At 62.2% G+C, this 25,684-nt stretch carries 29 protein-coding genes; 5 read left to right on the top strand and 24 right to left on the bottom strand.

Annotation, left to right across the window (positions count from 1 at the left end; all coding sequences use genetic code 11):
* Window positions 1–26: 26 nt before the first annotated feature.
* From ABEB22_RS08610 to ABEB22_RS08595, 4 genes are all read right to left on the bottom strand, one after another.
* On the bottom strand, window positions 27–410 hold the full coding sequence (locus ABEB22_RS08610; protein WP_339113294.1) for a DUF2237 domain-containing protein: 384 nt from the start codon (window positions 408–410) through the stop codon (window positions 27–29).
* Window positions 411–515: 105 nt separating this feature from the next.
* Window positions 516–1,037, bottom strand: coding sequence for a MarR family winged helix-turn-helix transcriptional regulator (locus tag ABEB22_RS08605; protein WP_406870070.1), 522 nt, complete (start codon window positions 1,035–1,037; stop codon window positions 516–518).
* A gap of 152 nt (window positions 1,038–1,189) precedes the next feature.
* The gene (locus tag ABEB22_RS08600; protein ID WP_406870069.1) at window positions 1,190–1,474 is read right to left on the bottom strand and encodes a succinate dehydrogenase assembly factor 2; all 285 of its coding nucleotides are present in this window, start codon (window positions 1,472–1,474) and stop codon (window positions 1,190–1,192) included.
* Window positions 1,471–1,851 (bottom strand): helix-turn-helix transcriptional regulator, encoded by a 381-nt coding sequence (locus ABEB22_RS08595; RefSeq protein WP_339113295.1) that lies wholly within the window; start codon window positions 1,849–1,851, stop codon window positions 1,471–1,473. Before ABEB22_RS08595 ends, ABEB22_RS08600 begins: the two co-directional genes overlap by 4 nt.
* Before the next feature lie 81 nt (window positions 1,852–1,932).
* On the opposite strand from ABEB22_RS08595, the gene ABEB22_RS08590 reads away from it, so the two are divergent.
* Window positions 1,933–3,135 carry a pyridoxal phosphate-dependent aminotransferase gene (locus tag ABEB22_RS08590; RefSeq protein WP_406870068.1) on the top strand — a complete coding sequence of 401 codons (1,203 nt, stop codon included), beginning with the start codon at window positions 1,933–1,935 and terminating at the stop codon, window positions 3,133–3,135.
* 134 nt (window positions 3,136–3,269) lie between these two features.
* The gene (locus ABEB22_RS08585) at window positions 3,270–3,692 is read left to right on the top strand and encodes a hypothetical protein (protein ID WP_339113297.1); all 423 of its coding nucleotides are present in this window, start codon (window positions 3,270–3,272) and stop codon (window positions 3,690–3,692) included.
* On the opposite strand, the gene ABEB22_RS08580 is transcribed toward ABEB22_RS08585, so the two are convergent.
* The 3 genes from ABEB22_RS08580 to ABEB22_RS08570 all read right to left on the bottom strand — a co-directional run bounded on the left by ABEB22_RS08580 (window position 3,689) and on the right by ABEB22_RS08570 (window position 6,494).
* A complete protein-coding gene (locus ABEB22_RS08580; RefSeq protein ID WP_406871138.1) occupies window positions 3,689–5,071 on the bottom strand; it encodes an MATE family efflux transporter in 1,383 nt (460 codons plus the stop codon). The two genes, ABEB22_RS08585 and ABEB22_RS08580, sit on opposite strands and share 4 nt — an antisense overlap.
* A 110-nt stretch (window positions 5,072–5,181) precedes the next feature.
* Entirely contained in the window at window positions 5,182–5,811 is a 630-nt protein-coding gene (locus ABEB22_RS08575; RefSeq protein ID WP_406870067.1) for a cytochrome b/b6 domain-containing protein, read from the bottom strand.
* Between the two features lie 86 nt (window positions 5,812–5,897).
* Window positions 5,898–6,494 (bottom strand): class I SAM-dependent methyltransferase, encoded by a 597-nt coding sequence (locus ABEB22_RS08570; protein ID WP_339113299.1) that lies wholly within the window; start codon window positions 6,492–6,494, stop codon window positions 5,898–5,900.
* Window positions 6,495–6,787: 293 nt separating this feature from the next.
* Here ABEB22_RS08570 and parE point away from each other — a divergent pair, with 293 nt between their 5' ends.
* Genes parE through ABEB22_RS08555 form a run of 3 tightly spaced genes read left to right on the top strand, consistent with a single transcriptional unit; the run spans window position 6,788 to window position 10,560 of the window.
* The gene (gene parE / locus ABEB22_RS08565) at window positions 6,788–8,746 is read left to right on the top strand and encodes a DNA topoisomerase IV subunit B (RefSeq protein WP_339113300.1); all 1,959 of its coding nucleotides are present in this window, start codon (window positions 6,788–6,790) and stop codon (window positions 8,744–8,746) included.
* A gap of 46 nt (window positions 8,747–8,792) precedes the next feature.
* Window positions 8,793–9,704 carry a restriction endonuclease gene (locus ABEB22_RS08560; RefSeq protein WP_339113301.1) on the top strand — a complete coding sequence of 304 codons (912 nt, stop codon included), beginning with the start codon at window positions 8,793–8,795 and terminating at the stop codon, window positions 9,702–9,704.
* Window positions 9,705–9,708: 4 nt separating this feature from the next.
* Window positions 9,709–10,560 carry an aldose 1-epimerase family protein gene (locus ABEB22_RS08555; RefSeq protein WP_406870066.1) on the top strand — a complete coding sequence of 284 codons (852 nt, stop codon included), beginning with the start codon at window positions 9,709–9,711 and terminating at the stop codon, window positions 10,558–10,560.
* A 16-nt stretch (window positions 10,561–10,576) separates the two neighbouring features.
* Here the strand turns inward: ABEB22_RS08555 and hypE are convergent, their stop codons facing one another.
* From hypE to ABEB22_RS08470, 17 genes are all read right to left on the bottom strand, one after another.
* Complete coding sequence (gene hypE, locus ABEB22_RS08550) at window positions 10,577–11,599, bottom strand: hydrogenase expression/formation protein HypE (RefSeq protein WP_406870065.1); 1,023 nt, start codon at window positions 11,597–11,599, stop codon at window positions 10,577–10,579.
* A 97-nt stretch (window positions 11,600–11,696) separates the two neighbouring features.
* Window positions 11,697–12,833 (bottom strand): hydrogenase formation protein HypD, encoded by a 1,137-nt coding sequence (hypD, locus tag ABEB22_RS08545; protein ID WP_406871137.1) that lies wholly within the window; start codon window positions 12,831–12,833, stop codon window positions 11,697–11,699.
* Between the two features lie 7 nt (window positions 12,834–12,840).
* A complete protein-coding gene (gene hypC, locus ABEB22_RS08540) occupies window positions 12,841–13,131 on the bottom strand; it encodes a HypC/HybG/HupF family hydrogenase formation chaperone (protein WP_350938703.1) in 291 nt (96 codons plus the stop codon).
* Entirely contained in the window at window positions 13,131–14,612 is a 1,482-nt protein-coding gene (locus ABEB22_RS08535) for a sigma-54-dependent transcriptional regulator (RefSeq protein WP_406870064.1), read from the bottom strand. Before ABEB22_RS08535 ends, hypC begins: the two co-directional genes overlap by 1 nt.
* Complete coding sequence (gene hypB / locus ABEB22_RS08530; RefSeq protein WP_339113306.1) at window positions 14,612–15,511, bottom strand: hydrogenase nickel incorporation protein HypB; 900 nt, start codon at window positions 15,509–15,511, stop codon at window positions 14,612–14,614. Before hypB ends, ABEB22_RS08535 begins: the two co-directional genes overlap by 1 nt.
* The gene (gene hypA, locus ABEB22_RS08525; RefSeq protein WP_406870063.1) at window positions 15,511–15,852 is read right to left on the bottom strand and encodes a hydrogenase maturation nickel metallochaperone HypA; all 342 of its coding nucleotides are present in this window, start codon (window positions 15,850–15,852) and stop codon (window positions 15,511–15,513) included. Before hypA ends, hypB begins: the two co-directional genes overlap by 1 nt.
* Window positions 15,845–16,729 carry a HupK protein gene (locus tag ABEB22_RS08520; RefSeq protein WP_350938711.1) on the bottom strand — a complete coding sequence of 295 codons (885 nt, stop codon included), beginning with the start codon at window positions 16,727–16,729 and terminating at the stop codon, window positions 15,845–15,847. The genes hypA and ABEB22_RS08520 overlap by 8 nt, the downstream gene beginning before the upstream one ends.
* Complete coding sequence (hybE, locus tag ABEB22_RS08515; RefSeq protein ID WP_350938792.1) at window positions 16,726–17,583, bottom strand: [NiFe]-hydrogenase assembly chaperone HybE; 858 nt, start codon at window positions 17,581–17,583, stop codon at window positions 16,726–16,728. The genes ABEB22_RS08520 and hybE overlap by 4 nt, the downstream gene beginning before the upstream one ends.
* A 20-nt stretch (window positions 17,584–17,603) precedes the next feature.
* Window positions 17,604–18,428 (bottom strand): hydrogenase expression/formation protein, encoded by an 825-nt coding sequence (locus ABEB22_RS08510; RefSeq protein ID WP_406870062.1) that lies wholly within the window; start codon window positions 18,426–18,428, stop codon window positions 17,604–17,606.
* A gap of 4 nt (window positions 18,429–18,432) precedes the next feature.
* Window positions 18,433–18,849, bottom strand: coding sequence for a hydrogenase accessory protein (locus ABEB22_RS08505; RefSeq protein ID WP_339113310.1), 417 nt, complete (start codon window positions 18,847–18,849; stop codon window positions 18,433–18,435).
* Between the two features lie 11 nt (window positions 18,850–18,860).
* Complete coding sequence (locus ABEB22_RS08500; protein ID WP_339113311.1) at window positions 18,861–19,181, bottom strand: HypC/HybG/HupF family hydrogenase formation chaperone; 321 nt, start codon at window positions 19,179–19,181, stop codon at window positions 18,861–18,863.
* Complete coding sequence (locus tag ABEB22_RS08495) at window positions 19,181–19,822, bottom strand: HyaD/HybD family hydrogenase maturation endopeptidase (RefSeq protein ID WP_339113312.1); 642 nt, start codon at window positions 19,820–19,822, stop codon at window positions 19,181–19,183. The genes ABEB22_RS08500 and ABEB22_RS08495 overlap by 1 nt, the downstream gene beginning before the upstream one ends.
* Window positions 19,823–20,049: 227 nt before the next feature.
* Window positions 20,050–21,552: an FAD-dependent oxidoreductase gene (locus ABEB22_RS08490; protein ID WP_406870061.1), complete on the bottom strand. Its 1,503-nt coding sequence runs from the start codon at window positions 21,550–21,552 to the stop codon at window positions 20,050–20,052.
* 142 nt (window positions 21,553–21,694) lie between these two features.
* Window positions 21,695–22,474, bottom strand: coding sequence for a Ni/Fe-hydrogenase, b-type cytochrome subunit (gene cybH, locus ABEB22_RS08485; protein WP_406870060.1), 780 nt, complete (start codon window positions 22,472–22,474; stop codon window positions 21,695–21,697).
* A gap of 3 nt (window positions 22,475–22,477) precedes the next feature.
* On the bottom strand, window positions 22,478–22,666 hold the full coding sequence (locus tag ABEB22_RS08480) for a hypothetical protein (RefSeq protein ID WP_339113315.1): 189 nt from the start codon (window positions 22,664–22,666) through the stop codon (window positions 22,478–22,480).
* 14 nt (window positions 22,667–22,680) lie between these two features.
* Window positions 22,681–24,477, bottom strand: coding sequence for a nickel-dependent hydrogenase large subunit (locus ABEB22_RS08475; protein WP_339113316.1), 1,797 nt, complete (start codon window positions 24,475–24,477; stop codon window positions 22,681–22,683).
* A gap of 2 nt (window positions 24,478–24,479) precedes the next feature.
* Window positions 24,480–25,556: a hydrogenase small subunit gene (locus ABEB22_RS08470; RefSeq protein ID WP_339113317.1), complete on the bottom strand. Its 1,077-nt coding sequence runs from the start codon at window positions 25,554–25,556 to the stop codon at window positions 24,480–24,482.
* Window positions 25,557–25,684: the final 128 nt, after the last annotated feature.

Below are 25,684 nucleotides of genomic sequence, written 5' to 3'. Positions count from 1 at the left end.
AAGGGCCAGCACTACCGCAAGCCCCCTCACTGGAAGGGCGACAGATGCCGGTGCAGGCGCAAAACCTCGATCGGCACCACATCCAACGCCCGCTGATGGGTCGCCTCCAGCACGATCTCGGGCGCGCAGCCCTCGTCATGCGCCTCGAGGAACCGCCCCGCACAGAGGCACCAGCGATCCCCGGGCTTCAACCCACCAAAGCCGTATTCGGGCCGCGGGGTCGAAAGGTCATTGCCGATATAGGCCGACCACGCGAGAAATTCCTTGGTCATGATGGCGCAAACCGTATGCGAGCCCCGATCCTGCGCGCATGTGTTGCAGTGACCGTCACGAAAAAATCCTGTGAGCGGCGCGAGCGAACAGGGCTCGAGCGGGCCGCCCAAGACATTCACCGATAGTTCCTGTTCCATCCCGTCCTCCCCTCATCGCACCCTTTCAGCCTGCGCCCCGAAGACTGCGCAAGTCAAGCGCGACGGCAAAGAAAAAGGGCAGCACCCCCGTGCCGCCCCATTTGATCAGTAGATATACCGGATCTGGTCCATCCAGTAGCGCTCCATGCGCTTGAGGGTCCGGTTCATCTCGTCCATTTGCTCGAAATCGATCACGCCGCGCGTGCCCATGCCCTCGGCATGACGTTCGAACAACTCGCGCACCGCATCATGCAGCTTGCAGCCTTTATCGGTCAGCTTCACGCGGACCGAACGGCGGTCCACATCACATCGCTGGTGATGCATATAGCCGTTTTCCACCAGCTTCTTCAGATTGTAGCTCACATTCGAGCCCTGATAATAGCCACGGCTTTTCAGCTCGCCCGCTGTCACCTCGTTGTCGCCCACATTGAACAACAACAATGCCTGAACCGGATTGATCTCGATAATCGCCAGCCGCTCGAATTCGTCCTTGATGACATCGAGCAACAGCCGGTGAAGCCGTTCCACAAGGGCCAGCGTCTCGAGATACCCGGTCATGAGCCCTTGCTGCATCGCACGGTCCGCGACCGCGCCGCCCATCTGGCCCATAGGGGGTTCTATACTCATTTCATTCTCCGCATCATCTATGCCCCGGGATGCAGGATGCGGAAAAATGCCAAAATTTCGGTTAAGCGAATTAAATCTATTGCAAATCTGACGAGAATTTTCAGATAACGTGGCGGAACGGAGGCAGAACACCCCGCCCGCCACACTTCACCTCACTCGACTGCGTGGCGCTTTTTTGCAAATGCAGCAATGACTTGCAGGAGCTGCAGATATTCCGGGGGGCAGGGTTTGGCACCCGAGACCCAGAGATACAGATCCTGGTCATATTCCTCCAGAAGCGCGTCATAGAGGTCCAGAGTGGCCGGATCCATCTTGGCAAGTTCGCTATCGGCGAACGGGCCAAGCACCATATCCATCTCTTTCATCCCGCGCCGCCAGCTGCGCATCGTCATCCGCTTCAGCCGCGCCTCGGCCGTTTCCTGCACCTGTCCGGTCATTGGCTCTCTCCCGCTTTGACCCTGCGCTCGAGCCGTTCCAGCCGCGCATCGAGGTCTTTGATCACCGCGCGGGCCTCGCGTATCTCGCGCAAGATCTCCCGCTCTCGCTCTGCCTCATCTACCGCTTGCGGCGGCCCGTCAAGACCGGCACCCTCGCCATTGAGCAGCCACATCAACGAAACGTTCAAAACTCCGGCAACCATCTGCAGCTTGTTGGCCCGCGGATCGGCCATATCCTCTTCCCAGGCCTGCAGTGTTTCCAGCCGCACCCCCAGCTTCTCGGCCAGCTCGGTCTGGCTCAGTCCGGCAGCCTCACGCGCGCCCTCCAGCCTGTCGCCAAAGGTCGCGGCATCTTCGCCATACCAGTCATCCGCCATGAGGGCTCCTCTTGATCGCCATTTGGCCCGAGCGTAAGACATGACCACACAAGTTACAAACCCATCCGAACGGAGCCCCTCATGGCCTTTCTCTCCGACAGCCTCGCCCGCGTGAAACCCTCGCCCACCGTGGCCATGACCGGCAAGGCGGCTGAGCTGAAGGCTGCAGGGCGCGACATCATCAGCCTCTCGGCGGGCGAGCCCGATTTCGACACGCCGCAGAACATCAAGGATGCGGGCGCCCGCGCAATTACTGAGGGCCGCACCAAATACACCACCGTGGACGGGATCGCCGAGCTGAAACAGGCCATCTGCGACAAGTTCGCCCGCGAGAACGGGCTGACCTACACGCCCGCGCAGATCAGCGTGTCCTCGGGCGGCAAGCAGGTGCTGTTCAACGCGTTCATGGCCACGCTCAATCCCGGTGACGAGGTGATCATCCCCACGCCCTATTGGGTGAGCTATCCCGATATGGTGCTGATCGGCGGGGGCACGCCCGTCTTCGTGCAGGGCAATCCCGAGATGGGCTACAAGATCACGCCCGAAGCGCTCGAGGCCGCGATCACGCCAAACACCAAATGGTTCCTCTTCAACTCGCCCTCCAACCCTTCGGGCGCGGGCTATACGCGCGCGGAATTGAAGGCGCTGACCGACGTATTGATGCGCCACCCGCATGTCTGGGTGATGACCGATGATATGTACGAGCATCTCGTCTTCGACGGGTTCGAGTTCTGCACCCCCGCCGAGGTCGAGCCCGCGCTCTATGACCGCACGCTGACCGTCAATGGCGTATCGAAAGCCTATGCCATGACCGGCTGGCGGATCGGCTATGCCGGTGGTCCGGTGGAGCTGATCGCGGCGATGCGCAAGATGCAGTCGCAATCGACGTCGAACCCCTGCACGATCAGCCAATGGGCCGCCGTCGAGGCGCTGAATGGCGCGCAGGATTACATCGCACAGAGCCGCGAGGCCTTCCACCGCCGCCGCGATCTGGTGGTGGCCGGGCTCAACGCCTGTGAGGGCATCACCTGCCCCACCCCCGAAGGCGCCTTCTATGTCTATCCGTCGATTGCGGCGTGCATCGGCAAGACCTCGGCCACGGGCATCGCGATCACCGATGACGAGGCCTTCTGCACGGCCCTTCTGGAAGAGACTGGCGTGGCCACCGTGTTCGGTGCAGCCTTCGGCCTGAGCCCGAACTTCCGCATCAGCTATGCAACCTCCGACGAGGTGCTGACCGAGGCCTGCAACCGCATCAAGGCCTTCTGCGCCGGCTTGAAATAACCGCGTGGGGTGCCGGAGACGCTCCTCCGGCACCCCACCCTTCCGATATTTGCACCAAGGCCGCGCAGCACGGTTGATCCTGCCTCGCAGATATCGTTAATCGGGACACGCCCCTAGCGACCGGACCCCGCCTGATGAGCCTTGATCTGCCCGAATATTACTTCCGTATCCGCGAGAATGGTGCCGCCGTCTTCCGTGTGGACACCCAGAACCGCCAGCGGCGGATCGAGATGGACCAGATCGCGGTGGTCAATATCAGGAACGGCGAGATCAAACCGCAGGGCGGGCGCGAGCTGACCCCTACCGATATGGCGCGGATCACCCAATGGATGGCCGAACGCGTGGCCCTTCTGGCGCAGCGCGATATCGATGATATCCACCGCGCGGTGGATTACCTCAATCTCACCACGCAATGGGCACAATCCAAAGGCACCGACGAGCAGCTCGAGCATGTGACGGATGCGCTCCTGCTGGCGATGCATGACCTGCGCAGCGTGCTGGTGCGCAAGAAGGCCGAGCGGCTGATGGGCCGAGCCCCGTCGACAGGCGAGGATTAAGCGGGGTTCCGTCCGCCACCGCGTACCACCCAGAAGCGATACATCAGCAGCGCGGAGGCCGTTGCAAGCCCCGCCGCAAGCCCCAGCCAGACCCCGTGCGATTGCAGCGTGGTGTGGAAGGCCAGCCCATAGCCTGCGGGGATCCCCACCAGCCAGTAGCTCGCCAGCGCGATCCACATCGGCACGCGGGTATCCTGCAACCCGCGCAAGAGGCCCATCGCCAGAACCTGCATCGCATCGAAGAGCTGGAAAAAGGCCGCCAGCGCCAGAAGGCCGCTGGCCAGAAGGACGATCTGCGCTGTCTCCTCGCCCGGTTTCACGAAGAGCCGCACGATATCCTCGGGGATACTCAGGAAAGCGGTGATGGTCAGCGCCACGACCACCAGCGACATGCAGATCACGGTGAAGGCCCCGCGCCGCAGATGCTCGGGCGCGCCAGCGCCATAAGCCCGCCCTGCCCGCACCGTGGCGGCATTGGCGAGCCCCATATGCAACATGAAGGCCAGCACCGAGATCTCCAGCACGATCCCGTTGGCCGCCAGCTCGCGCGTGCCGAGCCACCCCATCATCAGCGTCGCCATCTGGAACATGGTGGCCTCGGCCAGAATGGTCAGCCCGATCGGGATCCCCATCCGCGCCACCGCTCCGAAGGCTGGCCAGTCGGGCCGCCAGAACCGCGCCCAAAGTGCCACATGCGACAGACCGCGGGCGCGATGGGCATAGATCATCAGCACCCCCATGACCGCCAGCTGCACCAGAACGGATGCCAGCGCTGCGCCGCGCACGCCCATCTCGGGAACCCCCAGATGGCCGAAGATGAAGACCCAGTTGAGCACGATATTCAGCCCGACCGCGCCCAGCGTGACCCAGAGCACGACCTGCGTGCGCTCGAAGGCCGACAGATAGCTGCGCAGCACCGCCACAACCAGCATCGGCACGATACCGAAGCCCCCGATCCGCAGATAGTCCTGCGCCAGATCGGCGGTGACGGGGTTCTGCCCCAGCGCCTGTAAAACCGCGCTCGAATACCACATGCAGGGGATCGACAGCAGCCCCGTCAGGATCGAGAGCCAGAGCGCCATGCGCGTATCGCGCCGCGCCTGTGTCTCGTCATCGGCACCGAGCGCCATCGAGACGCGCCCGATGATCGCATTGGCAAAGCCGGTCCCGAAGAGGAAGAAGAAGAACAGGTAATTGCTGCCCAGCACCACGGCGGCCAGCTCCGGCACCCCGTACCAGCCCATCATGACCGTATCGGTCACGCCCAGCCCCGCCGCCGCGAGGTTCGAGCCCACGAGCGGCAATCCGAGCGTGAGGATGGCGCGCATATGGCCGAACACACCCATCGAGGTATCGACGGGTTTTTCCGGCTGGGTCATAACGGGGCTGGCCATGGCACAATCCTGATCAGGTGGTCAATATCCAGCCCGTGCCACGCCCCCGTTGACCCGTCAAGCCTCAGGGCACCTCCGGCCCGAAAAGCGCAACGTTACTTGCGGGGCTCTGCAGCCGGTCCGACAGGCAGGCGCGCGCGCCCGGTGATCATCGGTGTCACAAGATTCTCGCGCTTCCAGAGGCGATACCACAGGATCGCCCCCACGTGGACCAGCGTAAGGATCAGCAGAAGATTTGCCACCGTCTCATGCAGATCCACCGCCTGCACCGCCCTGTCATAGCCCACCCAATCGGCAAAGGGGCCGACATTGAGATAATCCTCCGGGTCGGAGACCAGTCCCGTGCCAACCTGCACCGCCAGCAGACCGAGGATCAGCACCACCGACAGCCCGCCCAGCGGATTGTGCCCCCGCGTATAGGAAGGCTTGCGCGAGACCAGCTTGCGGCCATAGCGCGCAATCGCGCCCGGCCCTTTGACGAAACTGGCAAACCGCGCCGTGCGCGGGCCGACAAAGCCCCAGAGCACCCGCGCAACGACCAGCCCGCCAATAAAATAACCCAGCAGGAAATGCAGGCTCATATCCGCAGGGCCCCATTTCCCGAGCCCCCATGCCCCGCAGACCAGCACCACAAGCGCCCAGTGGAAAGCCCGCACGAACGGATCCCAGACCGGCACGGTCTCGAAGACCGTTTCCTCCGGTGCAGCGGCGAACTGATCGGTCATGACGCCTCCTCCCGATACAAAAGCCCTCGGATCGAGTTTCATCCAAGGGCTGCACCCTGTCATCTGACAAAGCCGTTATGGCTATATCACGAGGGTCGCTGCATCACGAAATCGATCAGCGCCGCGCGACCACAATGGCCTTCGCCCTCGTGGATATCGGCATCGTAATCGGCCTGATGGAGGATCTTCCAGCGCGGGAAGGCCTCGCGCAGCAGATCCAGATCGTAAAGCTGCTCGACCATTTGCGGCCCGCCCGTGCCGTAACGCGGCTGGCGACGCGCGAAACCGTGGATCATCACCAGACCTCCCGGTGCAACCGCACGGCGGATCCCGTCAAAAATATCCTCGCGGAAGGCAGGATCGGCAAACTGGATGAAGCAGGCCAGAAGCGCGTCATATTCGCCCACGGGCCAGTCCCAACCGCGAAGATCCTCGGCCAGAAGGTCGATACTGACCCCGCGCGACAGAGCCAGCCGCTGCGCCTTCTCCCGCGCAGGCGCCGACAGCTCGACGCCGGTAACCTTAATGCCCCTCTCAGCCAGAAAAACGGCGTTACGCCCCTCGCCCTCGGCAATCGACAAAAGCCGCATGCCCGGCGTCAGCCGCTCCGCCTGTCTGCGCACGAAATCCGCAGGCTCCGTTCCGAAGACATATTCCGCATCCGTAAAACGCTGATCCCACATCTCCTCCTCCTTCATTATCATTCTTATCGTTGGTCTCAAATTGTCACTCGACCGACCCCCGACAAGTTGACGTAGCGAATTGTGTTCTCGAGAAAATCCACGAAGATCATTCCGGCTTTGCAATAGGCGGTTTTTATAGCGCCCGCCCGTAAATGAGGCGCAGCGCAAACTTCACGCCCGCCGCCGCAGCGCGCCACCTGCAACTTCCTGTGGACGCTTTCGGCTCGGTGCTTGCCGATTTTGTCCCAAATGATGTATTGATCGACGCCAACCCTACTAAAGAAAGCGAGCAGATGGCAGACGATCTTCTCTCCACCCAGTCCGAGACCGAATATGACGCCTCCTCCATCGAGGTGCTGGAAGGTCTGGAACCTGTTCGCAAACGTCCCGGCATGTATATCGGCGGCACGGATGAACGTGCGCTGCACCATATGCTCGCCGAAATCCTCGACAACTCGATGGACGAAGCCGTGGCAGGCCATGCCAGCCGCATCGAGGTGGAGCTGAACGAGGATTACTCGATTACCGTGCGCGATAATGGTCGCGGCATCCCGATCGACCCGCACCCCAAATTCCCCGGAAAATCGGCGCTCGAGGTGATCCTGTGCACGCTCCATGCGGGCGGCAAGTTCTCGGGCGATGCCTATGCGACCTCGGGCGGCCTTCATGGGGTGGGCGCGTCGGTGGTGAATGCGCTGTCCGATCTGATGGTGGTGCAGGTCGCCAAGAACAAGAAGCTCTACGAGCAGCGTTTCTCGCGCGGCATCCCGCAAGGCCCCGTCGCCGAGATCGGCGCCGCCCCCAACCGCCGCGGCACGCAGGTGGTCTTCCATGCCGATGAGCAGATCTTCGGCCATCACCGCTTCAAACCCGCCCGCCTGATCAAGATGGTGCGCTCAAAAGCCTATCTCTTCTCGGGTGTCGAGATCCGCTGGAAATCGGCGATCGACGATGGCGAAACGCCCACCGAGGCGGTCTTCCACTTCCCCGGCGGCCTCTCGGACTATCTGATGGAGACGCTGGGCAAGGCGATGACCTATGCCGAGCGCCCCTTCGCCGGTAAAGTCGAGTTCCGCGAGAAGTTCAACGTGCCGGGCTCGGTCGAATGGGCGATCAACTGGACCCCCTCGCGCGATGGCTACATCCAGTCCTATTGTAACACCGTCCCCACGCCCGAGGGCGGCACCCATGAGGCGGGCTTCTGGTCGGCGATCCTCAAGGGCATCCGGGCCTATGGCGAGCTGATCAACAACAAGAAAGCGTCAAACATCACCCGCGATGACCTCATCACCGGCGGCTGCGCGCTGGTGTCCTGCTTCATCCGCGAGCCGGAATTCGTGGGCCAGACCAAGGACCGTCTGGCCACCACCGAAGCCCAGCGTCTGGTCGAGGGCGCGGTGCGCGACCATTTCGACAACTGGCTGGCCTCTGACACCAAATCCGCAGGCGCCATCCTCGATTTCCTCGTGCTGCGCGCCGAGGAGCGTCTGCGCCGCCGTCAGGAAAAGGAAACCGCCCGCAAATCGGCCACCAAAAAGTTGCGCCTGCCCGGCAAGCTGACCGATTGCACCGCAAAAAACCGCGCCAATACGGAACTCTTCATCGTCGAGGGCGACTCGGCAGGTGGCTCGGCCAAAGGCGCGCGCAAACGCGAAACGCAGGCGCTTTTGCCGCTCAAGGGCAAGATCCTGAACGTGCTGGGCGCGGCCTCGTCCAAACTCGGCACCAATCAGGAGATCAGCGATCTGTGCGAGGCATTGGGCGTGGGGCTCGGCACCAAGTTCAACGTCGAAGACCTGCGCTACGACAAGATCATCATCATGACCGATGCCGATGTCGATGGCGCGCATATCGCCTCCCTCCTGATGACCTTCTTCTTCACCCAGATGCGTCCGCTGATCGACCAAGGCCACCTCTATCTGGCCTGCCCGCCGCTCTACCGCCTGACCCAAGGCGCCAAGCGCATGTATGTGGCCTCCGACGCCGAGAAAGAGGAATGGCTGGCCAAGGGCCTGGGTGGAAAGGGCAAGATCGACGTGCAGCGCTTCAAAGGCTTGGGCGAGATGGATGCCAAGGACCTGAAAGAAACCACGATGGACCCCGCCACCCGCAAGCTGATCCGCGTCACCATCGACGACGATCTGGGCGGCGAGACGGCCGACCTCGTGGAGCGCCTGATGGGCAAGAAACCCGAGCTGCGCTTCCAGTATATCACCGAAAACGCCCAGTTCGTTGAGGAATTGGATGTGTGATTAGCGGCAGGCCCTCGGGCCTGCTTTTCTTTTCAGGAATAATCCTTTGCCGATACCCGATTACCAGACCTTCATGCTGCCAATGCTGAAACTCTTTGCGGCAGGAAAGACAAACGTGCGCGAATGTCTGCCCGAGTTGCAAACACACTTCGCTATTTCGGATGAAGAAGCACAAGAATTGTTACCGACAGGCAAAAGCACACGCTTGTATAATCGAGCTCATTGGGCACGCGTCTACATGGGTAAAGCGGGTCTATTGCATTCCCCACGTCGAAATTTTCACCAGATCACACCCAAAGGACGCGTGCTTCTGGCTCAAAATCCAACCAGTATCGACAACGAAACACTTTCTGACTTTGCCGATTTCGTGGAATGGAAAGAAACTTCCCGAACCCCGGTGGATCAGGCTGTCGCACCAAATCACCTCACCGAAGATAGAACGCCAGATGACGCGATTGAAACCGCTTACTCTACCTTGCTTGGTGCGCTTCGAGACGACCTGTTGGAAGCGATGTTGCAAATCTCGCCCGCAAAATTCGAGCGGCTGATCCTCGATCTACTCAGTGCGATGGGCTATGGCGGCGGCGACATACAACGGGCGCAAATGACCCGAGCCACTGGTGATGGCGGCATTGATGGGGTTATCAACGAAGATGCGCTCGGCCTTGATGCCGTCTATATTCAGGCGAAACGCTATCAACCCGACAATAAGATCGGGCGGCCTGCAATCCAGCAATTCATCGGAAGCCTGAATGGAGAAGGCGCGAATAAAGGCGTATTCGTGACGACATCCGATTTCTCACGAGAAGCCATCGACTATGTATCACGGGTTCAGCAGCGGGTTGTGCTACTGAACGGAGCGCGACTTGCAGAACTGATGATCTTGCATAATGTAGGTATTCGATTGGGGAAGACTTACACCCTGAAAACATTGGATGATGATTATTTCGAAGAGTGAGACCATGACCACCATCACCTCCCCCGACCTCACCGTGACCGTCTCCGATATGGGCGCCGAGATGCAGTCGCTTGTCTTCCGTGGGGCGGAGTTCCTCTGGAATGGCGATGCCGAATGGTGGACGGGGCGCTCGCCGGTCCTGTTTCCCATCGTGGGCCGTGCGCCCGACGATAGGATCGAGATCCGTGGCCAGACCTATGACATGCCCCAGCACGGGCTTGCCCGCCGCCTGCCCTTTACGGTTGTCGCGCAAGACGAGGCGCATGTGACGCATGAGCTGGTGCCCTCGGAGGCGACCGAAAGCTACCCCTACAAGTTCCGCCTGCAGCTGACCCATCGCGTAACCGGCCCGACGCTCGAGGTCGCAGCCACCGTCACCAATGAGGATAGCGTGCCCATGCCCTTCGGTCTGGGCTTTCATCCGGCCTTCCGCTGGCCGCTGCCCGATGCCACCGGTGCCCATAAGATCGAGCTGGCCAATGGCGCGGAGCCCGTGATGAACCGCGTGGTGAAGGGGCTGATCTCGCGCGAGACGGAAGCCTCGCCCTTCCATCAGGGAAGCCTCACGCTTTCCCACGATCTTTTTGCCAAGAATGCCGCGATTTTCCCCGAAGGCACGGGCGAGGCGCTGCGCTATCAGGGGGAAACCGGCCCGAGCCTCGATTTCCGCTTTGCCAATCTGCCGAACCTCGCGCTCTGGCAACCGCCCGGCGCGCCGTTTTTGTGCATCGAGCCGTGGCACGGGATGGCGGCATGGCATGGGGCGGGGGCAAAAATCGAGGACCGGCCCTATACGATGAGCCTGGGCGCGGGCGAGACCGCCCGCTTTGCATGGTTCGTGACGATCCGCGAATAGCCTCGCAGATACGCCCCTAACAGATACGGGGGAGCTGTTCGCCCACCAGCATATCAACGATGCGGGTGCCACCGAATGCGGTGCGCATCCGCACCTGACCCGCATGATCCGCCACCGCCCGCCCGATGATCGCCGCGCCTTCGCCCTCGGGCAGGGCCTGCATGGCGGCCAGCGCGGCCTCGGCTTGGTCTGCGGGGACAAACAGCACCAAACGCCCCTCATTGGCGAGATAGAGCGGATCGAGCCCCAGAATCTCGCACATGCCCACCACCTCGGCCCTCAGCGGCAGCGCATCCTCGTCGATCACAATGCCACAGCCCGCCTCTTCGGCAATCTCGTTGAGCGCGGAGGCAAGACCGCCTCGGGTCAGGTCGCGGGCGGCACGGGCTTCGGGGGCGGCACTCAGAGCAGCCTCCATCAGATGCCCCAGCGCTGCGCAATCGCTCTCGATCGCCGAAGAGAGCGCCAGATCGCCGCGGGCCGCAAGGATGGTTGCGCCGTGATCGCCCAAGACCCCGTTGACGATGGCCACATCGCCCGCACGGACATGGCAGGCCGCCATATCGCGCGAGGCAGGGATCACCCCGATGCCCGAGGTGGTGATGAAGACACCATCGCAAGCGCCGCGCTCGACCACTTTGGTATCGCCGGTGACGATGCGCACGCCCGCCGCTTCGGCCTCGCGCGCCATGGTGGCCACAATCCGGCGCAGAACGGCGAATTCGGTGCCCTCCTCGATAATGAAAGCGGCCGAGAGCCAGAGTGGGGTTGCCCCGCCTACGGCCAGATCATTGACGGTGCCACAGACGGCGAGCTTGCCGATGTTACCACCCGGAAATTCCATTGGCGTGACCACGAACCCGTCGGTGGTGAAAGCGAGCCGCGCGCCCGGGTCGTGCAGGGCGTCCGACATCAGGCGGGCCTGATCTTCCATGCCGGGCGGTGCGAAAACGGAGGTGAAAATCTCCTCGATCAGATCGCGCATTGCCCGGCCACCGCCACCATGGGCCAATGTGACGCGTTCGCCTCTTAGTGCCATAAGTCTTGTCCTTTGAGGGGAGCTGCGCCGCAACGGGGCATCGAGCCCCGCTTGCGCCGCCGGAGGCTCGCGCCTCCGATCCCGCCTATGATTTCAGTTATTCAGCCGCCGTGCGGGCACCGCCATATTGCCAATAGGCCGCGCAGGCGCCCTCGGAGCTGACCATCAGTGCGCCAAGCGCGGTTTCCGGTGTGCAGCCCTTGCCGAATTGCGGGCACTGGGTCGGCTTGATCCGCCCCGTCATGACCTGACCGCAGGCGCAGCCTTCGACCTCGGGCACCTCACGGCGACCCACCGCATAGCCGATCCCGAATTTCTCCTCGGCGTCATAGGCGCGGTAGGCATCACGGATACGCATGCCGGAGGCGTCGATCTCGCCCAAGCCGCGCCACTCGAAGGAAGGGCGCTTCTCGTAGACATCATTGATGGCGGCAATGGAAACAGAATTGCCATGCTCGGGCACCACGCGGCCATACTGGTTCTCGACACGGGCCTGACCTGCCTCGATCTGGGTCAGCACCATCAGCACGGATTGGAGAAGATCGGTCGGCTCGAACCCTGCCACCACAATCGGCTTGCCATAATCTTGCGCGATGAAATCATAGGGGTGGATACCGATCACCATCGACACATGGCCCGGCCCGATGAACCCGTCGAGCATCATATAGGGGTCATCGAGTAGCGCCTTGATCGGTTCGGGCACAGTGATGTGGTTGCAGAAGACCGAGAAGTTTGCGAGCCCTTCGCGCGCTGCCTGCTGGATCGCCAGCGCGGTCGAGGGGGTGGTTGTCTCGAACCCCAGCCCGAAGAAGACCACCTCGCGGTCGGGATTGCGGCGCGCAAGTTCCAGCGCATCGAGCGGGCTATAGACCATGCGGATATCGGCCCCATCGGCCTTGGCCTGAATGAGCGACTTGGTCGAGCCAGGCACCCGCATCGCATCCCCGAACGTGGTGAAGATCACCTCCGGACGCTCGGCCAATTCGATACATTCATCAACCCGCGCACGTGGCAGAACGCAGACCGGACAGCCCGGACCGTGGATGAACTCCACCCCCTCATGGATCAGCTTATCGAGCCCGTAGCGGAAGATAGAATGCGTATGACCGCCGCAGATCTCCATGATATGGATGGGCTTTTCGCGGGTAGCGCCTATGGCATCGGCCTTCTCGGCGATGGCTTGCAACAACGCGCGGGCCAGTTTCGGATCGCGGAATTCGGAGGCAAATTTCAACGCCATCTCACACCCGCCCTTCCAGAGCCGCATCACCGGCCGCCATCTGTTCAAGCGCCTCCTGCGTCTCGCCCAGCTCGTGGAGTGCCGCCAAAGTCTGCGCGGCCTCGTCTTCGTCGATCCGCGCCATGGCAAAACCCACATGGATCAGCGCCCATTCGCCGATCAGCCCGTCAAGCGGCCCGTCGGCGATACAGGCCACATTGACCGCGCGCCGCACCCCCGACACCTCGGCCACGGCCATCATCCGCGCCTCGTCACTGATCTCGACGATCTGTCCCGGAATGCCCAAACACATCAGTCATCCTCCTCTTCCACGCGGGCCTGAGGGCCCATAATCCCGTACCGGTCGAGCTTCGCCCTGAGCCCGACACGACTAAGGCCCAGCTCGGCGGCCGCACGGCTCTTGTTCCAGCGATGGCGGGTCAGCGTCTCGCGCAGGATCCGCATTTCCATCAACTCGATCCGGTCCTTCAGCTGGCCATTGGCCTGCAACGCGTCTTCCTCGGCAGAACGGTCCGCGCCCTCCTCAGAGGGTGCCGCCTGCAGGATATGGCGCGAGATCAGCTCGGCCCCCAGCACATTCTCCTGCGCGAAAATCAGCATGCGCGTGACCTCGTTGGTCAGCTCCCGCAGATTGCCCGGCCAGTCGTAATTCTCCAGAAACTCCAGCGCCGGAGCCTCAAATCCCATCACGGGCTTCGAATGGATCGAGGCCGCCTCGGCCAGAATATGCTGGGCCAGCATCGCTACATCGCCGCGCCGCGCACGCAGCGGCAGAAGCCCGATCTCGCCCACCGACAGCGCATAATAAAGATCACTGCGGAAGGCCCCATCGGCGACCTTGCTGCGCAGATCCACATTCGACCCGCAGATCAGCCGCAGATTGGTGCCCACGGTTTCCTGCCCGCCCAGAGGCGTGATCGAGCCTTCGGTCAGCACCCGCAACAGCGCCAGCTGCATCGCGGGGGATGCCTCATCGACCCCCGCCAGATAGAGCGTCCCGCGATCGGCCTTCTGCATCAGCCCGATGCGGTTCACGCCGCCCGGCAGCACGCCACGCTTGGCCCCGAACAGCTCGACCATCGCCAGCTCTTCGGGCACGCCAGCAAGATTGAACTCGTAAAACGGCTTTTCCGCACGCAGGCTGCCATAATGCATCGCCCGTGCCAGCTGCGCCTTGCCGGTGCCCGCCTCGCCGCCAAGCAAGACAGGGATGTCAAAACTGGCATATTGCCGCGCGATGGCCACCGTGTCGTTCATCGCGGAATTGGGGCTGCGCAGGATGGTCTCGAACCCCATCCCCTCGCGCAGCGCACGGCGGCGCTTTTCCAGACGGCTTTCCGACGTGCTGGACAGGAAGCGCATCTCCAGCTGCATCCGCTCGTTATCACGCGCCAGCTGGAACAGCTTTACCGCATTGCGCACCGCCATCAACAGCTGCTCGGGATGCCATGGTTTCGCGATGAACTGGTGCACACCCGCCTCGTTGATCGCCGCCACCATCGAGGTGCTGTCGGTATAGCCGGTGATCATCATACGCACGGTCTCGGGCCAGCGCTCGCGCACCTCGGTCAGAAAATCCACCCCCGTCCGGCCCGGCATGCGCTGGTCGCACAGGATCGCCTGGATCCATTCGTTTTCAAGCACGCCCAGAGCCGCACCCGCATCGGGGGCGGTGAAAATCTCGAACTCATCTTCCAGCGCGAGCTTCATCGCCGTCAGCGAATGCGGCTCGTCATCGACCAGAAGAACCGATGGCAGAGGTGCGGGGGCCATTAGACAGCCTTGCGGGCAAGCCCCGCCATCAGCCAGTCGAGCCAGGCCTGCATCCCCTCGCCCGTGCGCGCCGAGACGCGCAGGATGGCGAGATCGGGGTTCACGCGGCGCAGATTGGCCTCGTAGAGATCCAGATCGACATCGCAATAGGGGGCCAGATCGACCTTGTTGAGCAGAGCGATCTTGGCGGCAGTGAACATATCGGGATATTTCAGTGGCTTGTCCTCTCCCTCGGTGACCGAGAGGATCGCGACCTTGGCATCCTCGCCCAGATCGAAGGCTGCAGGGCAAACCAGATTGCCGACATTCTCGATGAACAGAAGCGCGTTGCGGCCCAGACCCAGACGGTCGAGCGCGGTTTCCACCATCTTGCCATCCAGATGGCAGCCCTTTCCGGTATTCACCTGAATGGCCTGCGCGCCGGTGGCACGGATACGGTCGGCATCATTGGTGGTTTGCTGGTCGCCCTCGATCACCGCCAGAGGCTGGTCCGCCAGCATCTCGATGGTGCGGCACAGAAGGGTCGTCTTGCCCGAACCGGGCGAGGATACGAGATTGGTGGCAAAGATCCCGTCCTGCGCCAGACGCACACGGTTTCCCCGCGCGAACATATCGTTTTTCGACAGGATGCCGGTCTCGATCTCGATCAGGCGGGCCTGCGAGAAACCGGGCACCTCGACGCCCGCCGAGCCATGGCCGCAATGGATATCGAACCCGTCGGAGACAACCGGCTGTTGCGTCTGCTTGCGGGCCTGGGGCTGCGCCATCGCCTTGGCGGGCGCCAGCGTGGGCCATTCGAAGGGGCGCTGGCCGCGCGCCAGATCCGCCCCCTGCTTTGCCAGATGGGCCTTGAATTCATCCTCGATCGTATGACCGCTGCAACCACATACCGTGCACATCACGCCACCTCCATATCCTTGATCCGCATCTCGTCTCCGCCCTGAGGCATCAGCTTGCCGCTGCCGCAAAGCGGGCATGGGTCCAGACGATCCATGATCTCCACCTCTTCCATACAGTCGTAGCACAGCGCCCGACCGGGAAGATCGATAATCTCCAGCACCGCCCCTTCGGCAGGGCAGCCGCGCATCACCACCTCGAAGGCGAATTCCAGCGCGTGTTTCTCGACGCCTGCAAAACGTCCGATCTCCAGACGCAGCCTGGTGATCTTGCGCACGTCATTGGCCCGCGCCGCGTCCTCGACCACGCCACGGATCCCTTCGGCAATCGCCATCTCATGCATGGGGCACCCCCTTGATCTCGACCGCAATGCAAGGATCGAGAATATCGACGACCAGCGCCGCGAGCCCCGCCTTGCGCCATGGCAATGTGGCCAGCGACAGTTCCATCGCCCCGCCCGGAGCCAGAAGATGGTCGGTGGGCGTCACCCGTTCGAGCGTCTCCACCACCCCGCCTGCAAGATGCCCACGCAGCGCATAGGTGCCGCGGGCCGCCGCGACGAGTGCGGTATTGTCGGGGCGCAGGACAGGGCCTGCAGGCCGCGTGATGATCCGCGTCAGATCCAGAAGCCGGCCCAGAGCACGCCAGAGCGGCCCGCGCCCACGAGTTTCCTCGGCCTGTTTCATCAGCGGGTGGAAAGCCATACGACCGGCGGGAGAATTCTCCTGCGCCATTTTCAGCATCGGGTCGAACAGATCGGCCACCCGTGCTACCGCCTCATGCGGCGCAAAGAGCCGGTCGATCGCCGAAATCAGGGGCGACAGCCCCTGCCCCGAAACCAGCCACGCGTCGAGGTCACGGATCTCGCCCATCCCCCAGAGGTCGCGCAGAAGCGCGGGCTGAGCCCGCTGCCAGCCCTCGGGCATGGGTGGGGACGCATGGCCCAACGCCTTGGGCCAAAAGAGAAACAGCTTGGCCATATGATCGCGCAGGATCTCGCGGCGGGTGTCGTCATCATCTGCGGGCAGGCCCAGCGACAGCCGCACGGCCTGCGATTGCGCCGCCCCGCATAGATTGAAGAGCCGGCCCATCATCTGGGCCACCGCCTCCGGATCGCGGCCGCGCATGACCTCACCCACAGGCATGGGCGCAGGCAGAACCAGCTTCGGCGCGATCATATCGCCATGGCGTTCCAACCCGATACCCAGAACCTGTTTCATTCCGCTTCCCTCTCCACCCCCGCAACCGGAGGCTCGATGGCCATCACCTCGCTGGCCAGTCCGGCCGAGATGATCTGCCTGCGCGACGGGATCGTCAGACCGGCACCCTCTGCAATCGGGGTCTCCTCGAGAGAGTGTGCCTCATTCGCGCGGGCTTCGGCAAGCTCCGCCTCGCGCGAGGAACGGATTTCCGAGCGCCGGTCTGTCTCGGCACGGTTCTCCTGTTTGAACAGTTCGGCCATAATGGCCTGCGCCACCTCCCGCGCCTGTATCTGCGTCTGGAATTCCTCCATTGGCGAGAAGAGCGAACAGGCCTTGTATCCGCCGGTCTGCGCGCGCGTATTATGGATAAATTCGTAGCAGCCCGAGGGGAAGTCGACCATTTCCTTGGCACCGGCCTTCAGCCCCGACCAATCCTCATCGGCCCCCGGCAACAGGACCAGATTCATGAACCACGGGCTGAACAGAACCCCGAGCCCGCGCCCCTCATGGGCGCGGAACCCCACCGCCTCGACCGAGAGCGCCTTGTTCGACAAGGGCACATCGCGCATGGTCGAATTCCAGATCTCGCGGAAATCGGCGATCAGGTTGCGCACCTGTTCGTCGATGCGGCGCTGCTCGATCATCATCGGCGCGCCCGGATCCTCTCGGACCATGAACTGTGCCTTGGGCGCGTCGCAATTGGGGCATTTCCAGTCATCGGGCAGCGCATTGAACGGCGTTCCGGGCAGAACCTGCCGGAAATCATCGCCAATCGCCGGATCATAGGTCGACCAGCAGATCTTGCATTCCATCAGCGCCTGATCCGAAATCCGGTCATAGGCGCCCATATAGCTGCCCTCGAAGCCGGTCACCGGCGCGCTCATCGACCCGCTCACCGAATTGCCTCCAGCACTTCGCGGATGCGCTCGGCGCTGTCTTCCAGATCCTCGGGCGCTGCCAGAGCGACCTCGGGCATATCGGTCACCTCGAACGTATCAAGGATCAGCGTATCCATCGAGTTGAAGAACTGCACCCGCCAGACATTGCGCAGCGCGGAGGCCGTGATGCGGCAATTACCGTAGCCACGCGACAGGATGGTAACCGCGCCCTCGCCCAGCACGCGGTCGAGCCAGACCAGATCCTCCTCGGTATGGGGCAGCAGGGTCAGATTGACCACATGCGGCAGCCCACCACGATAGGTCTCGGATTTATCGTAAAGCTCGGCCACCAGCGCGGGCGCATTGACCACGCCATTGGGGCGCGCGGCCTGCGGCCCCTGCGCCTCGCGGTAAGGCTCGAAGGCGCGGGTCATCGAGACCGCTGGCACAGGGCCCACCTCGATCCGGTCCACACCCGCTCCTGCGACCGACCAGACACCGGCAAAGACGCTCTCCTGCACCATCAGTGCAGGGATGCCACGGATCTTCATGGAAACTTCGCCCTGCCCCATCGTCTCGGCGATCAGGGCGCGGTTGGGCGCATCCAGCCCCGACAGATCGAAGCTCGCCATACCGCCTCTGGCACAGGCCTCGGCGGCCTTGGCGATATCGGCCAGCGTCTTCAGCGCAGGGGTCACAGCGGAGGGGTCATCGACCTCGGGCATATGCGCAGAATAGGTGCGCATACCCGAGGGCAACTCCATATATTCCAGCTCCTCGCCGGTTTCCTGAGAGCCAGGACCAAAGCCCATAGGCGGCAGATGGAAGTTACTCACCATGGGATCAACCTTTCAGATCAAGGATATGCGAGGTGCGGGCGATATAGTCATCCCAGTCACGCACTTTCTCGATGGCCCCCAGATAGGTGCCGTCGCGGTAAAACAGGAAGCCCGGGGTCTTCAGCGCGCGGGTCTCCTGGCGTAGCTCGGCCTCGATCGCGTCATCGATCACCGCACAGTCGAACATGTTCTGGAAGGTCATCCGCAGCTCGGGCAGAACCACCGCCGCATCGGGCGTCTCCAGATTGCGCTTGGCATCCCCGGGCACAAAGAGGCAGTGCACCCCTTCGGCGCCGGTGAACTCGGCCACCGCCTCCATCGTGGCAAGGCGGGGATAGGAGAACTCGTTACTCAAACGCTGCACGAGGGGATGGACCTCTCCCGAGGGCGTCACGTCACTGGGCATTACGAAATCATGCATGGGATAATCCTTCAGGCGGTCTTGCGGCCCTGCGCGGCAGCAGCAGCGAGATGGGGGGGAAGTTCGGGGGTGCGGGCTTCCAGATCGGCAAATGCCGCCCCCAGATCGCCGCCGGTCATCAGCGCGCGCAGGCCATCCAGGGCCGCCGAAATCTTGGCCGCCTCGCCGGCCGAAATCACCTCGCGTGCCGCCCCCAGAAAGACCAGAAGCCAGTCACCGGCCTCGGCCTCGGGGGTCAGCGACAGGTCGATGATCTGTGGCTGGCCATCCTCAATCACATCACCGCAGATGCCGTCCCGCGCAAGCAGCTGCAAAGGCACACCGACACACATCAGGCGCGCCCCTTGGCGGCCGGAGGAAAGAAGCGGTGATCACCGATACGGCAGGCATCTTCCGCGTCGGGGCGGCCCCCCTCATAGGCGCTGCGCTGGATGGAGATATCGGCGAGATCTCCACTCTCGGTGCGGCCTTCGGTCACGCCGATATCCCAGCGACCCAGCTCGCGGATACATTCGTCAATGGCAGGCAGGATCTGGGCCGAGGTCACGGCCCGCAATCCGCCACCATAATCCTCGATCTCCTCGGGCTGGCAACCGATCAGCGTGATGTAATCGGGCGCATGGCCCATCAGCTCGGCCGTTGCCAGCACGTCCTGAAACCCCGTCTGGTGCAGGCTCATCTTCTTGGCGCCCATGAAAGCGGGCACATCGCGGTCGCGCAGCGTGACCAGCGTGCCGGGCTCCAGCCCGAAATCCACGGCATCGAACACGATCAGCGCGTCGCAATCCTCGATGAAGGGCAGCAGATACAGACCCTGCGTGCCGCCATCCATCAGCCGCACATTCGCGGGCACAGCATGGGTCTGCGCCATCGTCTCGACGCAGCGCACCCCGAAGCCCTCATCGGCCCAGAGCACATTCCCGATTCCCAGAACCAGGATATTACGCGGTATCTGCGTGGTGGTGGCTGGCATGGCGTCCTCCTTTCGCCCGCTGGCAAGAGGCTTTGCGCCTCCGGTCGTTATGTGACCATATCCAGCAGGTCCCCAAAAAAGGAGCCCATCGCCATTAATCGCGTTATTTAATTATGATGTTGTTATTCATAAATAAAACATGAAAAGCTACATCCTGCGCCCAACTTAGGTAGAATGTAGCTTTCCAGTTTACTCGGAAAGAGGCTGCAAACTATCCAGCTTGCGGATCAGCGCTCCCAATCGCGTTCGGTCTCCAGTGCCTCTACATCGCGGTTGCAGGTCACGAGCGCACCTTGCAGGAAGCTCCCCTTGAAATGGGCGGCAAAATCCTTTTCCTCGAGCTTGCCGTCAATCCGCACTCCGTCCGCAGGCGAGCCGTGGCCGACATAGCGCAACTGCGCATCGCCCTGCTTGGTCCAGAAGAACGGAATCCGGTCGAAGCCCCCGTCGGTCTCACCCAGAAGGAAGGCCGCAAGATGTGCGCCCTGATCGCCCGCATGGGCCCAATGCTCGATGCGCAACCGGCCCGAACCGTCACAGGCGGGATAGTTGGCGATATCGCCAATCGCGTAAATCGCGGGATCGGAGGTGCGGAAATAGGTATCCACCTGCACACCGTTCTCTTTCTCGGCCAGCTCCAGCCCCGCCGCCTTGGCCAGCGCCAGATCGGGCTTCACGCCTACACCCAGCACGACCATATCAGCGTCAATCTTGCGGCCATCCTTCAGCGTGACCTGTGCGCCGTCATAGCTGGTCAGCGTCGTTTCCAGATGGAAACTGACCCCATCCGCCTCGTGCTGGCTCTGAACGAAGTGACCGATCTCTGCGCCAAGGGTCTTCTCCATCGGCACCTTGTCCTGTGTGACCACATGGACCTTGCGATCCTCGGAGGCAAGCGCCCCTGCCGCCTCAAGCCCGATAAAGGACGAACCGAGCACCACGATCGATTTCGCCCGTTCCGCGCGCCCGAGGATGGCGCGGGCATCGGCTAGGCTGCGAAGAGTGAAAACCGCCTCATGGTCGGCACCGTCGAATTCGGGCGTAATCGGCGTGGCACCGGTGGCCAGAACCAGCGTCTCGTAAGGCAGCGTCTGCCCGTCCGACAGGCGCAGCTGTTTTTTCTGACGGTTGATCGCCTCGGCCTTCACCCCACGCAGGATCGTGGGGCGCGGATTGTGCGGATGGCCGAAGGGGAGTGCGGCCTCCTCGGGGCTTTTCGCACCCGAAAGCACCTGTTTGGAGACAAAGGTCCGGTCATAAGGCGCATCGAGATCCTCGGTGATCAGCGTCACACGCGCACCCTCGCCTGCCGTCACGAAATGGTCGGCCACGGCATGGCCCGCGGCCCCCGCGCCCACCACCACGATCCTCTCACGGCTGCCGGAAGCATCCGGCGCTTCGGGCTGGCCCTGCTTGCCGGTGACACGCAAGATCCCCCCCGCGATCTCGACCTTGTAACAGCCAAGAGGCGTGATGGCGGGCGCACCGGTGGCCTCGCCGGTCTCGAGGTCAAACCGCGCATGGTGGAAGGGGCAGCGGATCTCGCCTTCCGCCACGATACCAGTGCCCAGATCGGCACCCAGATGGGTACAGCGTGCCGAGACAGCGAAGGCGCGATCCCCCTGCCGGACCACGGTGACCTCCTGATCGCCGAAGCTGCCGGTTAGCGGTTGGTTCTCTTCAAGCGTCTCAAAACGGACACCTGCCTTCAGATCGGATTGGTCAGCCATGATAGATCTCCTGAAAATTCCTTTGACCAACCAACGCGCGCGCGACAGACACGTTCCCGCAAAGCCCCCTCACGAAGACGCGAAAAAAGGCGCCGGAGCACCACCTCCGACGCCTCGCGGCATACTTAAATGACTTATGAAATCACTCTATTTCGTCGTCCTTGAAGGTGCGGTGACCCGAGATCATCGTCGAGACCATCGACTGGCGCGACATGATATCCTCGCGGATCGCCACATAGATATGGATGATCATGAAGATAATGATCGCCCACATCCCCAGATGATGCAGCGTGTGCAGACGCTGGCTGTTCTGCACGATCCCCAGCACCCAGCCCATCAGCGTATCGGGCAGCGAGCCCTGCCCCGCGCCCTCAGCATAAAGCGCCCAGCCGGTGACCAGCATGAAGGTCAGCCCGATCGTGATGAAAAAGAACATCGCAAGCTGCGCGAGCGGGTTATGCCCCACATACTTCTTTGGCTTCTTCTCGATGAACAGATACCAGCGCAGCTCGAACAGCACCTCCTTCCAGAAATGCAGGTTGAAGACCGGCACATAGAACATCTGCTTGGCATGATGATTGCCCACCATCGCCCAGTAGATGCGCCCGAAGAAACCGACCGTCACGATCATCGCCGCCGCGAAATGCGCAAAGCGGATATACCCCATGACAAACTGCTCCGTCGCCTCGCCGATCTGCATCGAGGGCAGCGGCGCGCCGATGAAATAGCCGGTGACGCAGAGGATCGTGATGCAGGCGGCATTGACCCAATGCCAGAGCCGGACCGGCGCCTCGTAGACATAGACCGAATTCTGGCGGCGGATGGATTCGATATCGGCCGCCGTGGCGTCTCCGGTCAGCCGTGCGCCCGGCATGATCTCGGAGGCGTCGGCCGCAGGCTGGTGGATATGCTTCTCGGCCATGGCTCAGTCCTCCTTGGACTTGCCGAAGACCTTCCGCGCCAGTTCCACCACCAGATAGACCACCCCGATCGCCACCGCGCCCAGAACGAGATGCGAGATCTCGTGCCCGAACGGGCCAGAAGCCGTGGGGTGACCCTCATGGGCCAGTGCAGGCGTGGCGGCCCAAACGGCCAGTATAGCGAGATATTTCATGGTCTTTCCTCCCTTTAGCGCACCTTGACCGTGGTCAGCTCCTGCCCGTCATCCGACATGACATGGGTCGAGCACGCGAGACAGGGATCGAAGGAATGCAGCGTGCGCAGCAGCTCCACCGGCTCCTCGGGGCGCTCCATCGGCGTGTTCATGAGGCTTGCCTCATAGGCCCCGATATTGCCCTGCACATCGCGCGGCGAGGCGTTCCATGTCGTGGGCACCACGCATTGGTAATTGTCGATACGCCCGTCCTTGATGCGGATCCAGTGCCCCAGCGCGCCGCGCGGCGCCTCGGTCATGCCCACACCCTTGGCTTCTTTCGGCCAGGTGCTCGGGTCCCATTTCTCGATATTGGCGGTGGACTGGTCGCCCGATTTGATACGGTTGATCAGCTTGTCATAGAAATGCAGCTGCAGGCGCGAGCAATATTCGGATTCAAGCGCCCGTGCGGCAGTCCGGCCCAGCGTCGAGAAGATGCCCTCGAAGGGCAGATCCATATCGCGCAGGAGGCCATCGACCTGCCCCTTGATATCCTCATGTCCTTTGGCATAGCCGATGATATAGCGCGCCAGCGGACCGGTCTCCATCGCGTGGCCACGCCAGCGCGGTGCCTTGATCCAGCTGTATTTCGCGCCCTCGTCGAGCTCTTCGATATTGGTCTTGGTGCCCTTGGCATTCGGACCCAGCTCGAATTTCGGATTGGTCTCGCCGTCCCATGGATGCAGGCCGAGGCCCGGCTCGCCATATTCATACCAGGAGTGGTCGACGAATTCCTGCACCTGCTCGGGGTCGCGCACATCGACATCATGGACCTCGTCGAGCTTGCCATTGATGATCGCGCCGCGCGGCAGATGCAGCTGTTCGGGCGAGAAATCATTGGCATTCTCGGGGATATCGCCATAGGCGAGGCAGGCCTTGGAAGACAGACCGCCGCCATAGAGCCAGTTCTTGTAGAAGCCGCCGATCGCGATCACGTCGGGGATATAGACGTTGCGGTTGAACTCCAGCCCCTTGTCGATGATCGATTTCACAAGGTTCAGGCGTTCCATATTGATCGCGCCGACCGAGCCCACGCCATCGATATTGATCGGGCATGGCACACCGCCCACCAGCCAGTTGGGATGCGGGTTCTTACCGCCGAAGATGGTGTGCAGTTTCACCACCTCTTTCTGGAGATCCAGCGCCTCCAGATAATGGGTAGTCGCCATGAGATCCGCCTCGGGCGGCAGCTTATAGGCGGGATTGTCCCAATAGCCGTTCTTGAAGAGGCCAAGCTGCCCGCTCTCGACAAATTTCTTCAGACGGTTCTGCACATCGCGGAAATAGCCGGGGCTGGAGAGCGGGTGGTTCGGGCCCACCATCTGCTGCAGCTCCGAGGTCGCTTTGGGGTCGGCCTTGAGCGCATTGATCGGGTTGACCCAATCGAGCGCATGCAGGTGGTAGAAATGCACGATATGATCGTGGATCTGTAGTGCAAGCTGCATCAGGTTGCGGATGGAATTGGCGTTATCGGGGATCTGGATCCCCAGCGCATCCTCCACCGCGCGGCACGATGTCAGCGCATGGGTGCCGGTGCACACACCGCAGATCCGCTCCACGAAGGCCCATGCGTCACGCGGGTCGCGGCCCTTTACGATGACCTCCAGCCCACGCCACATGGTCCCGGTCGAGACCGCGTTGCGGATCACGCCATTCTCGTCCACATTCACTTCGCAGCGCATATGACCTTCGATACGGGTCACCGGATCAACAACGATCCGCTTGCCCGAATTGTCCATGGCATAGCCGTTGGGGGTATTGAGAACGCTCATGCTCAGACTTCCTCGTTTTTCTTCTGGGCGCGTTTGAGCGCGGTCACGGCGGCATGCACGGCCACGCTTGCCCCCACGACGCCTGCGGCAACACCACCGACCTTGTCGGCATTGGCCTCGATCCCGAATTGTTTGATATTGGTCAGGCGGTCATAGAAGGAGCCCTGATCCCAGAACCCGTCCTCCGAGCAGCCGATACAGCCATGGCCCGACTGGATCGGGAAACTGACCCCATCATTCCAGCGCACGGTGGAACAGGCGTTATAGGTGGTCGGGCCCTTACAGCCCATCTTGTAAAGGCAGTAGCCCTTGCGGGCATTCTCGTCATCCCAATGTTCGACGAACTGCCCTGCATCGAAATGTGGCCGGCGATAGCACTTGTCATGGATACGCTGAGAGTAAAACATCGCCGGCCGACCTTGACGATCGAGCTCGGGGAGGCGATCGAAGGTAAGCATATAGGTGATAACGCCGGTCATGACCTCGGCGATGGGCGGACAGCCCGGCACCTTGATGATCGGCTTGTCGGTAATGACCTTGTGCACGGGGGTGGCACGGGTCGGGTTCGGGGCCGCTGCCTGCACACAGCCATAGGAGGCACAGGCGCCCCAGCTGATGATGGCCTTGGCATGTTCGGCGGCATGTTTGAGCTGCTCGGTAAAAGGTTTGCCACCGATGATGCAATACATTCCATCCTCGTTGAGCGGCGGGTTGCCCTCGACGGCGAGGATGTAATTGCCCTTGTATTTCTCGATCGTGTCCTGCAGCGCGGCTTCGGCAGCATGGCCTGCCGCGGCCATCAGCGTATCGTCATAATCGAGCGAGATCATCGAGAGCACGACGTCTTTGGCCAGCGGGTGGGCAGAGCGGATGAAGCTCTCCGAGCAGCAGGTGCATTCCAGACCATGCACCCAAATGACCGGCGTGCGGGGTTTGGTTTCCATCGCATGGGCGATCTTCGGCACGAAGGCCGGCCCCAGACCCAAGGCTGCCGCAGTGAGCGAGCAATATTTCATAAAGCTGCGCCGGGTGATCCCCTGACGGCGCATAACATCGTAGAATGTCTCGAGATTAGACAAGACCTTCGCTCCCTGCTGCCTGGCTGCGGAGGCGGGATAGGCCCGGTCCGCGCGTGGTATGCCTTTGGATGCCATAGCAGGCTCCCACGGCGCGCGAAGAAAATGACAAAATGTCACAGGCTGTTTTT

It is taken from the genome of Thioclava sp. 'Guangxiensis', assembly GCF_045348365.1.
GTDB lineage: Bacteria > Pseudomonadota > Alphaproteobacteria > Rhodobacterales > Rhodobacteraceae > Thioclava > Thioclava kandeliae.
This window is presented reverse-complemented; position numbering and strand designations above follow the sequence as displayed.

What these genes read in the sequence shown, in the direction of transcription:
- ABEB22_RS08610 (WP_339113294.1), bottom strand. Translation starts at nt 410, where the DNA reads ATGGAACAGGAACTATCGGTGAATGTCTTGGGCGGCCCGCTCGAGCCC.
- ABEB22_RS08605 (WP_406870070.1), bottom strand. Translation starts at nt 1,037, where the DNA reads ATGAGTATAGAACCCCCTATGGGCCAGATGGGCGGCGCGGTCGCGGAC.
- ABEB22_RS08600 (WP_406870069.1), bottom strand. Translation starts at nt 1,474, where the DNA reads ATGACCGGACAGGTGCAGGAAACGGCCGAGGCGCGGCTGAAGCGGATG.
- ABEB22_RS08595 (WP_339113295.1), bottom strand. Translation starts at nt 1,851, where the DNA reads ATGGCGGATGACTGGTATGGCGAAGATGCCGCGACCTTTGGCGACAGG.
- ABEB22_RS08590 (WP_406870068.1), top strand. Translation starts at nt 1,933, where the DNA reads ATGGCCTTTCTCTCCGACAGCCTCGCCCGCGTGAAACCCTCGCCCACC.
- ABEB22_RS08585 (WP_339113297.1), top strand. Translation starts at nt 3,270, where the DNA reads ATGAGCCTTGATCTGCCCGAATATTACTTCCGTATCCGCGAGAATGGT.
- ABEB22_RS08580 (WP_406871138.1), bottom strand. Translation starts at nt 5,071, where the DNA reads ATGACCCAGCCGGAAAAACCCGTCGATACCTCGATGGGTGTGTTCGGC.
- ABEB22_RS08575 (WP_406870067.1), bottom strand. Translation starts at nt 5,811, where the DNA reads ATGACCGATCAGTTCGCCGCTGCACCGGAGGAAACGGTCTTCGAGACC.
- ABEB22_RS08570 (WP_339113299.1), bottom strand. Translation starts at nt 6,494, where the DNA reads ATGTGGGATCAGCGTTTTACGGATGCGGAATATGTCTTCGGAACGGAG.
- parE (WP_339113300.1), top strand. Translation starts at nt 6,788, where the DNA reads ATGGCAGACGATCTTCTCTCCACCCAGTCCGAGACCGAATATGACGCC.
- ABEB22_RS08555 (WP_406870066.1), top strand. Translation starts at nt 9,709, where the DNA reads ATGACCACCATCACCTCCCCCGACCTCACCGTGACCGTCTCCGATATG.
- hypE (WP_406870065.1), bottom strand. Translation starts at nt 11,599, where the DNA reads ATGGCACTAAGAGGCGAACGCGTCACATTGGCCCATGGTGGCGGTGGC.
- hypC (WP_350938703.1), bottom strand. Translation starts at nt 13,131, where the DNA reads ATGTGTTTGGGCATTCCGGGACAGATCGTCGAGATCAGTGACGAGGCG.
- ABEB22_RS08535 (WP_406870064.1), bottom strand. Translation starts at nt 14,612, where the DNA reads ATGGCCCCCGCACCTCTGCCATCGGTTCTTCTGGTCGATGACGAGCCG.
- hypB (WP_339113306.1), bottom strand. Translation starts at nt 15,511, where the DNA reads ATGTGCACGGTATGTGGTTGCAGCGGTCATACGATCGAGGATGAATTC.
- hypA (WP_406870063.1), bottom strand. Translation starts at nt 15,852, where the DNA reads ATGCATGAGATGGCGATTGCCGAAGGGATCCGTGGCGTGGTCGAGGAC.
- ABEB22_RS08520 (WP_350938711.1), bottom strand. Translation starts at nt 16,729, where the DNA reads ATGAAACAGGTTCTGGGTATCGGGTTGGAACGCCATGGCGATATGATC.
- ABEB22_RS08510 (WP_406870062.1), bottom strand. Translation starts at nt 18,428, where the DNA reads ATGGTGAGTAACTTCCATCTGCCGCCTATGGGCTTTGGTCCTGGCTCT.
- ABEB22_RS08505 (WP_339113310.1), bottom strand. Translation starts at nt 18,849, where the DNA reads ATGCATGATTTCGTAATGCCCAGTGACGTGACGCCCTCGGGAGAGGTC.
- ABEB22_RS08500 (WP_339113311.1), bottom strand. Translation starts at nt 19,181, where the DNA reads ATGTGTGTCGGTGTGCCTTTGCAGCTGCTTGCGCGGGACGGCATCTGC.
- ABEB22_RS08495 (WP_339113312.1), bottom strand. Translation starts at nt 19,822, where the DNA reads ATGCCAGCCACCACCACGCAGATACCGCGTAATATCCTGGTTCTGGGA.
- ABEB22_RS08490 (WP_406870061.1), bottom strand. Translation starts at nt 21,552, where the DNA reads ATGGCTGACCAATCCGATCTGAAGGCAGGTGTCCGTTTTGAGACGCTT.
- cybH (WP_406870060.1), bottom strand. Translation starts at nt 22,474, where the DNA reads ATGGCCGAGAAGCATATCCACCAGCCTGCGGCCGACGCCTCCGAGATC.
- ABEB22_RS08480 (WP_339113315.1), bottom strand. Translation starts at nt 22,666, where the DNA reads ATGAAATATCTCGCTATACTGGCCGTTTGGGCCGCCACGCCTGCACTG.
- ABEB22_RS08475 (WP_339113316.1), bottom strand. Translation starts at nt 24,477, where the DNA reads ATGAGCGTTCTCAATACCCCCAACGGCTATGCCATGGACAATTCGGGC.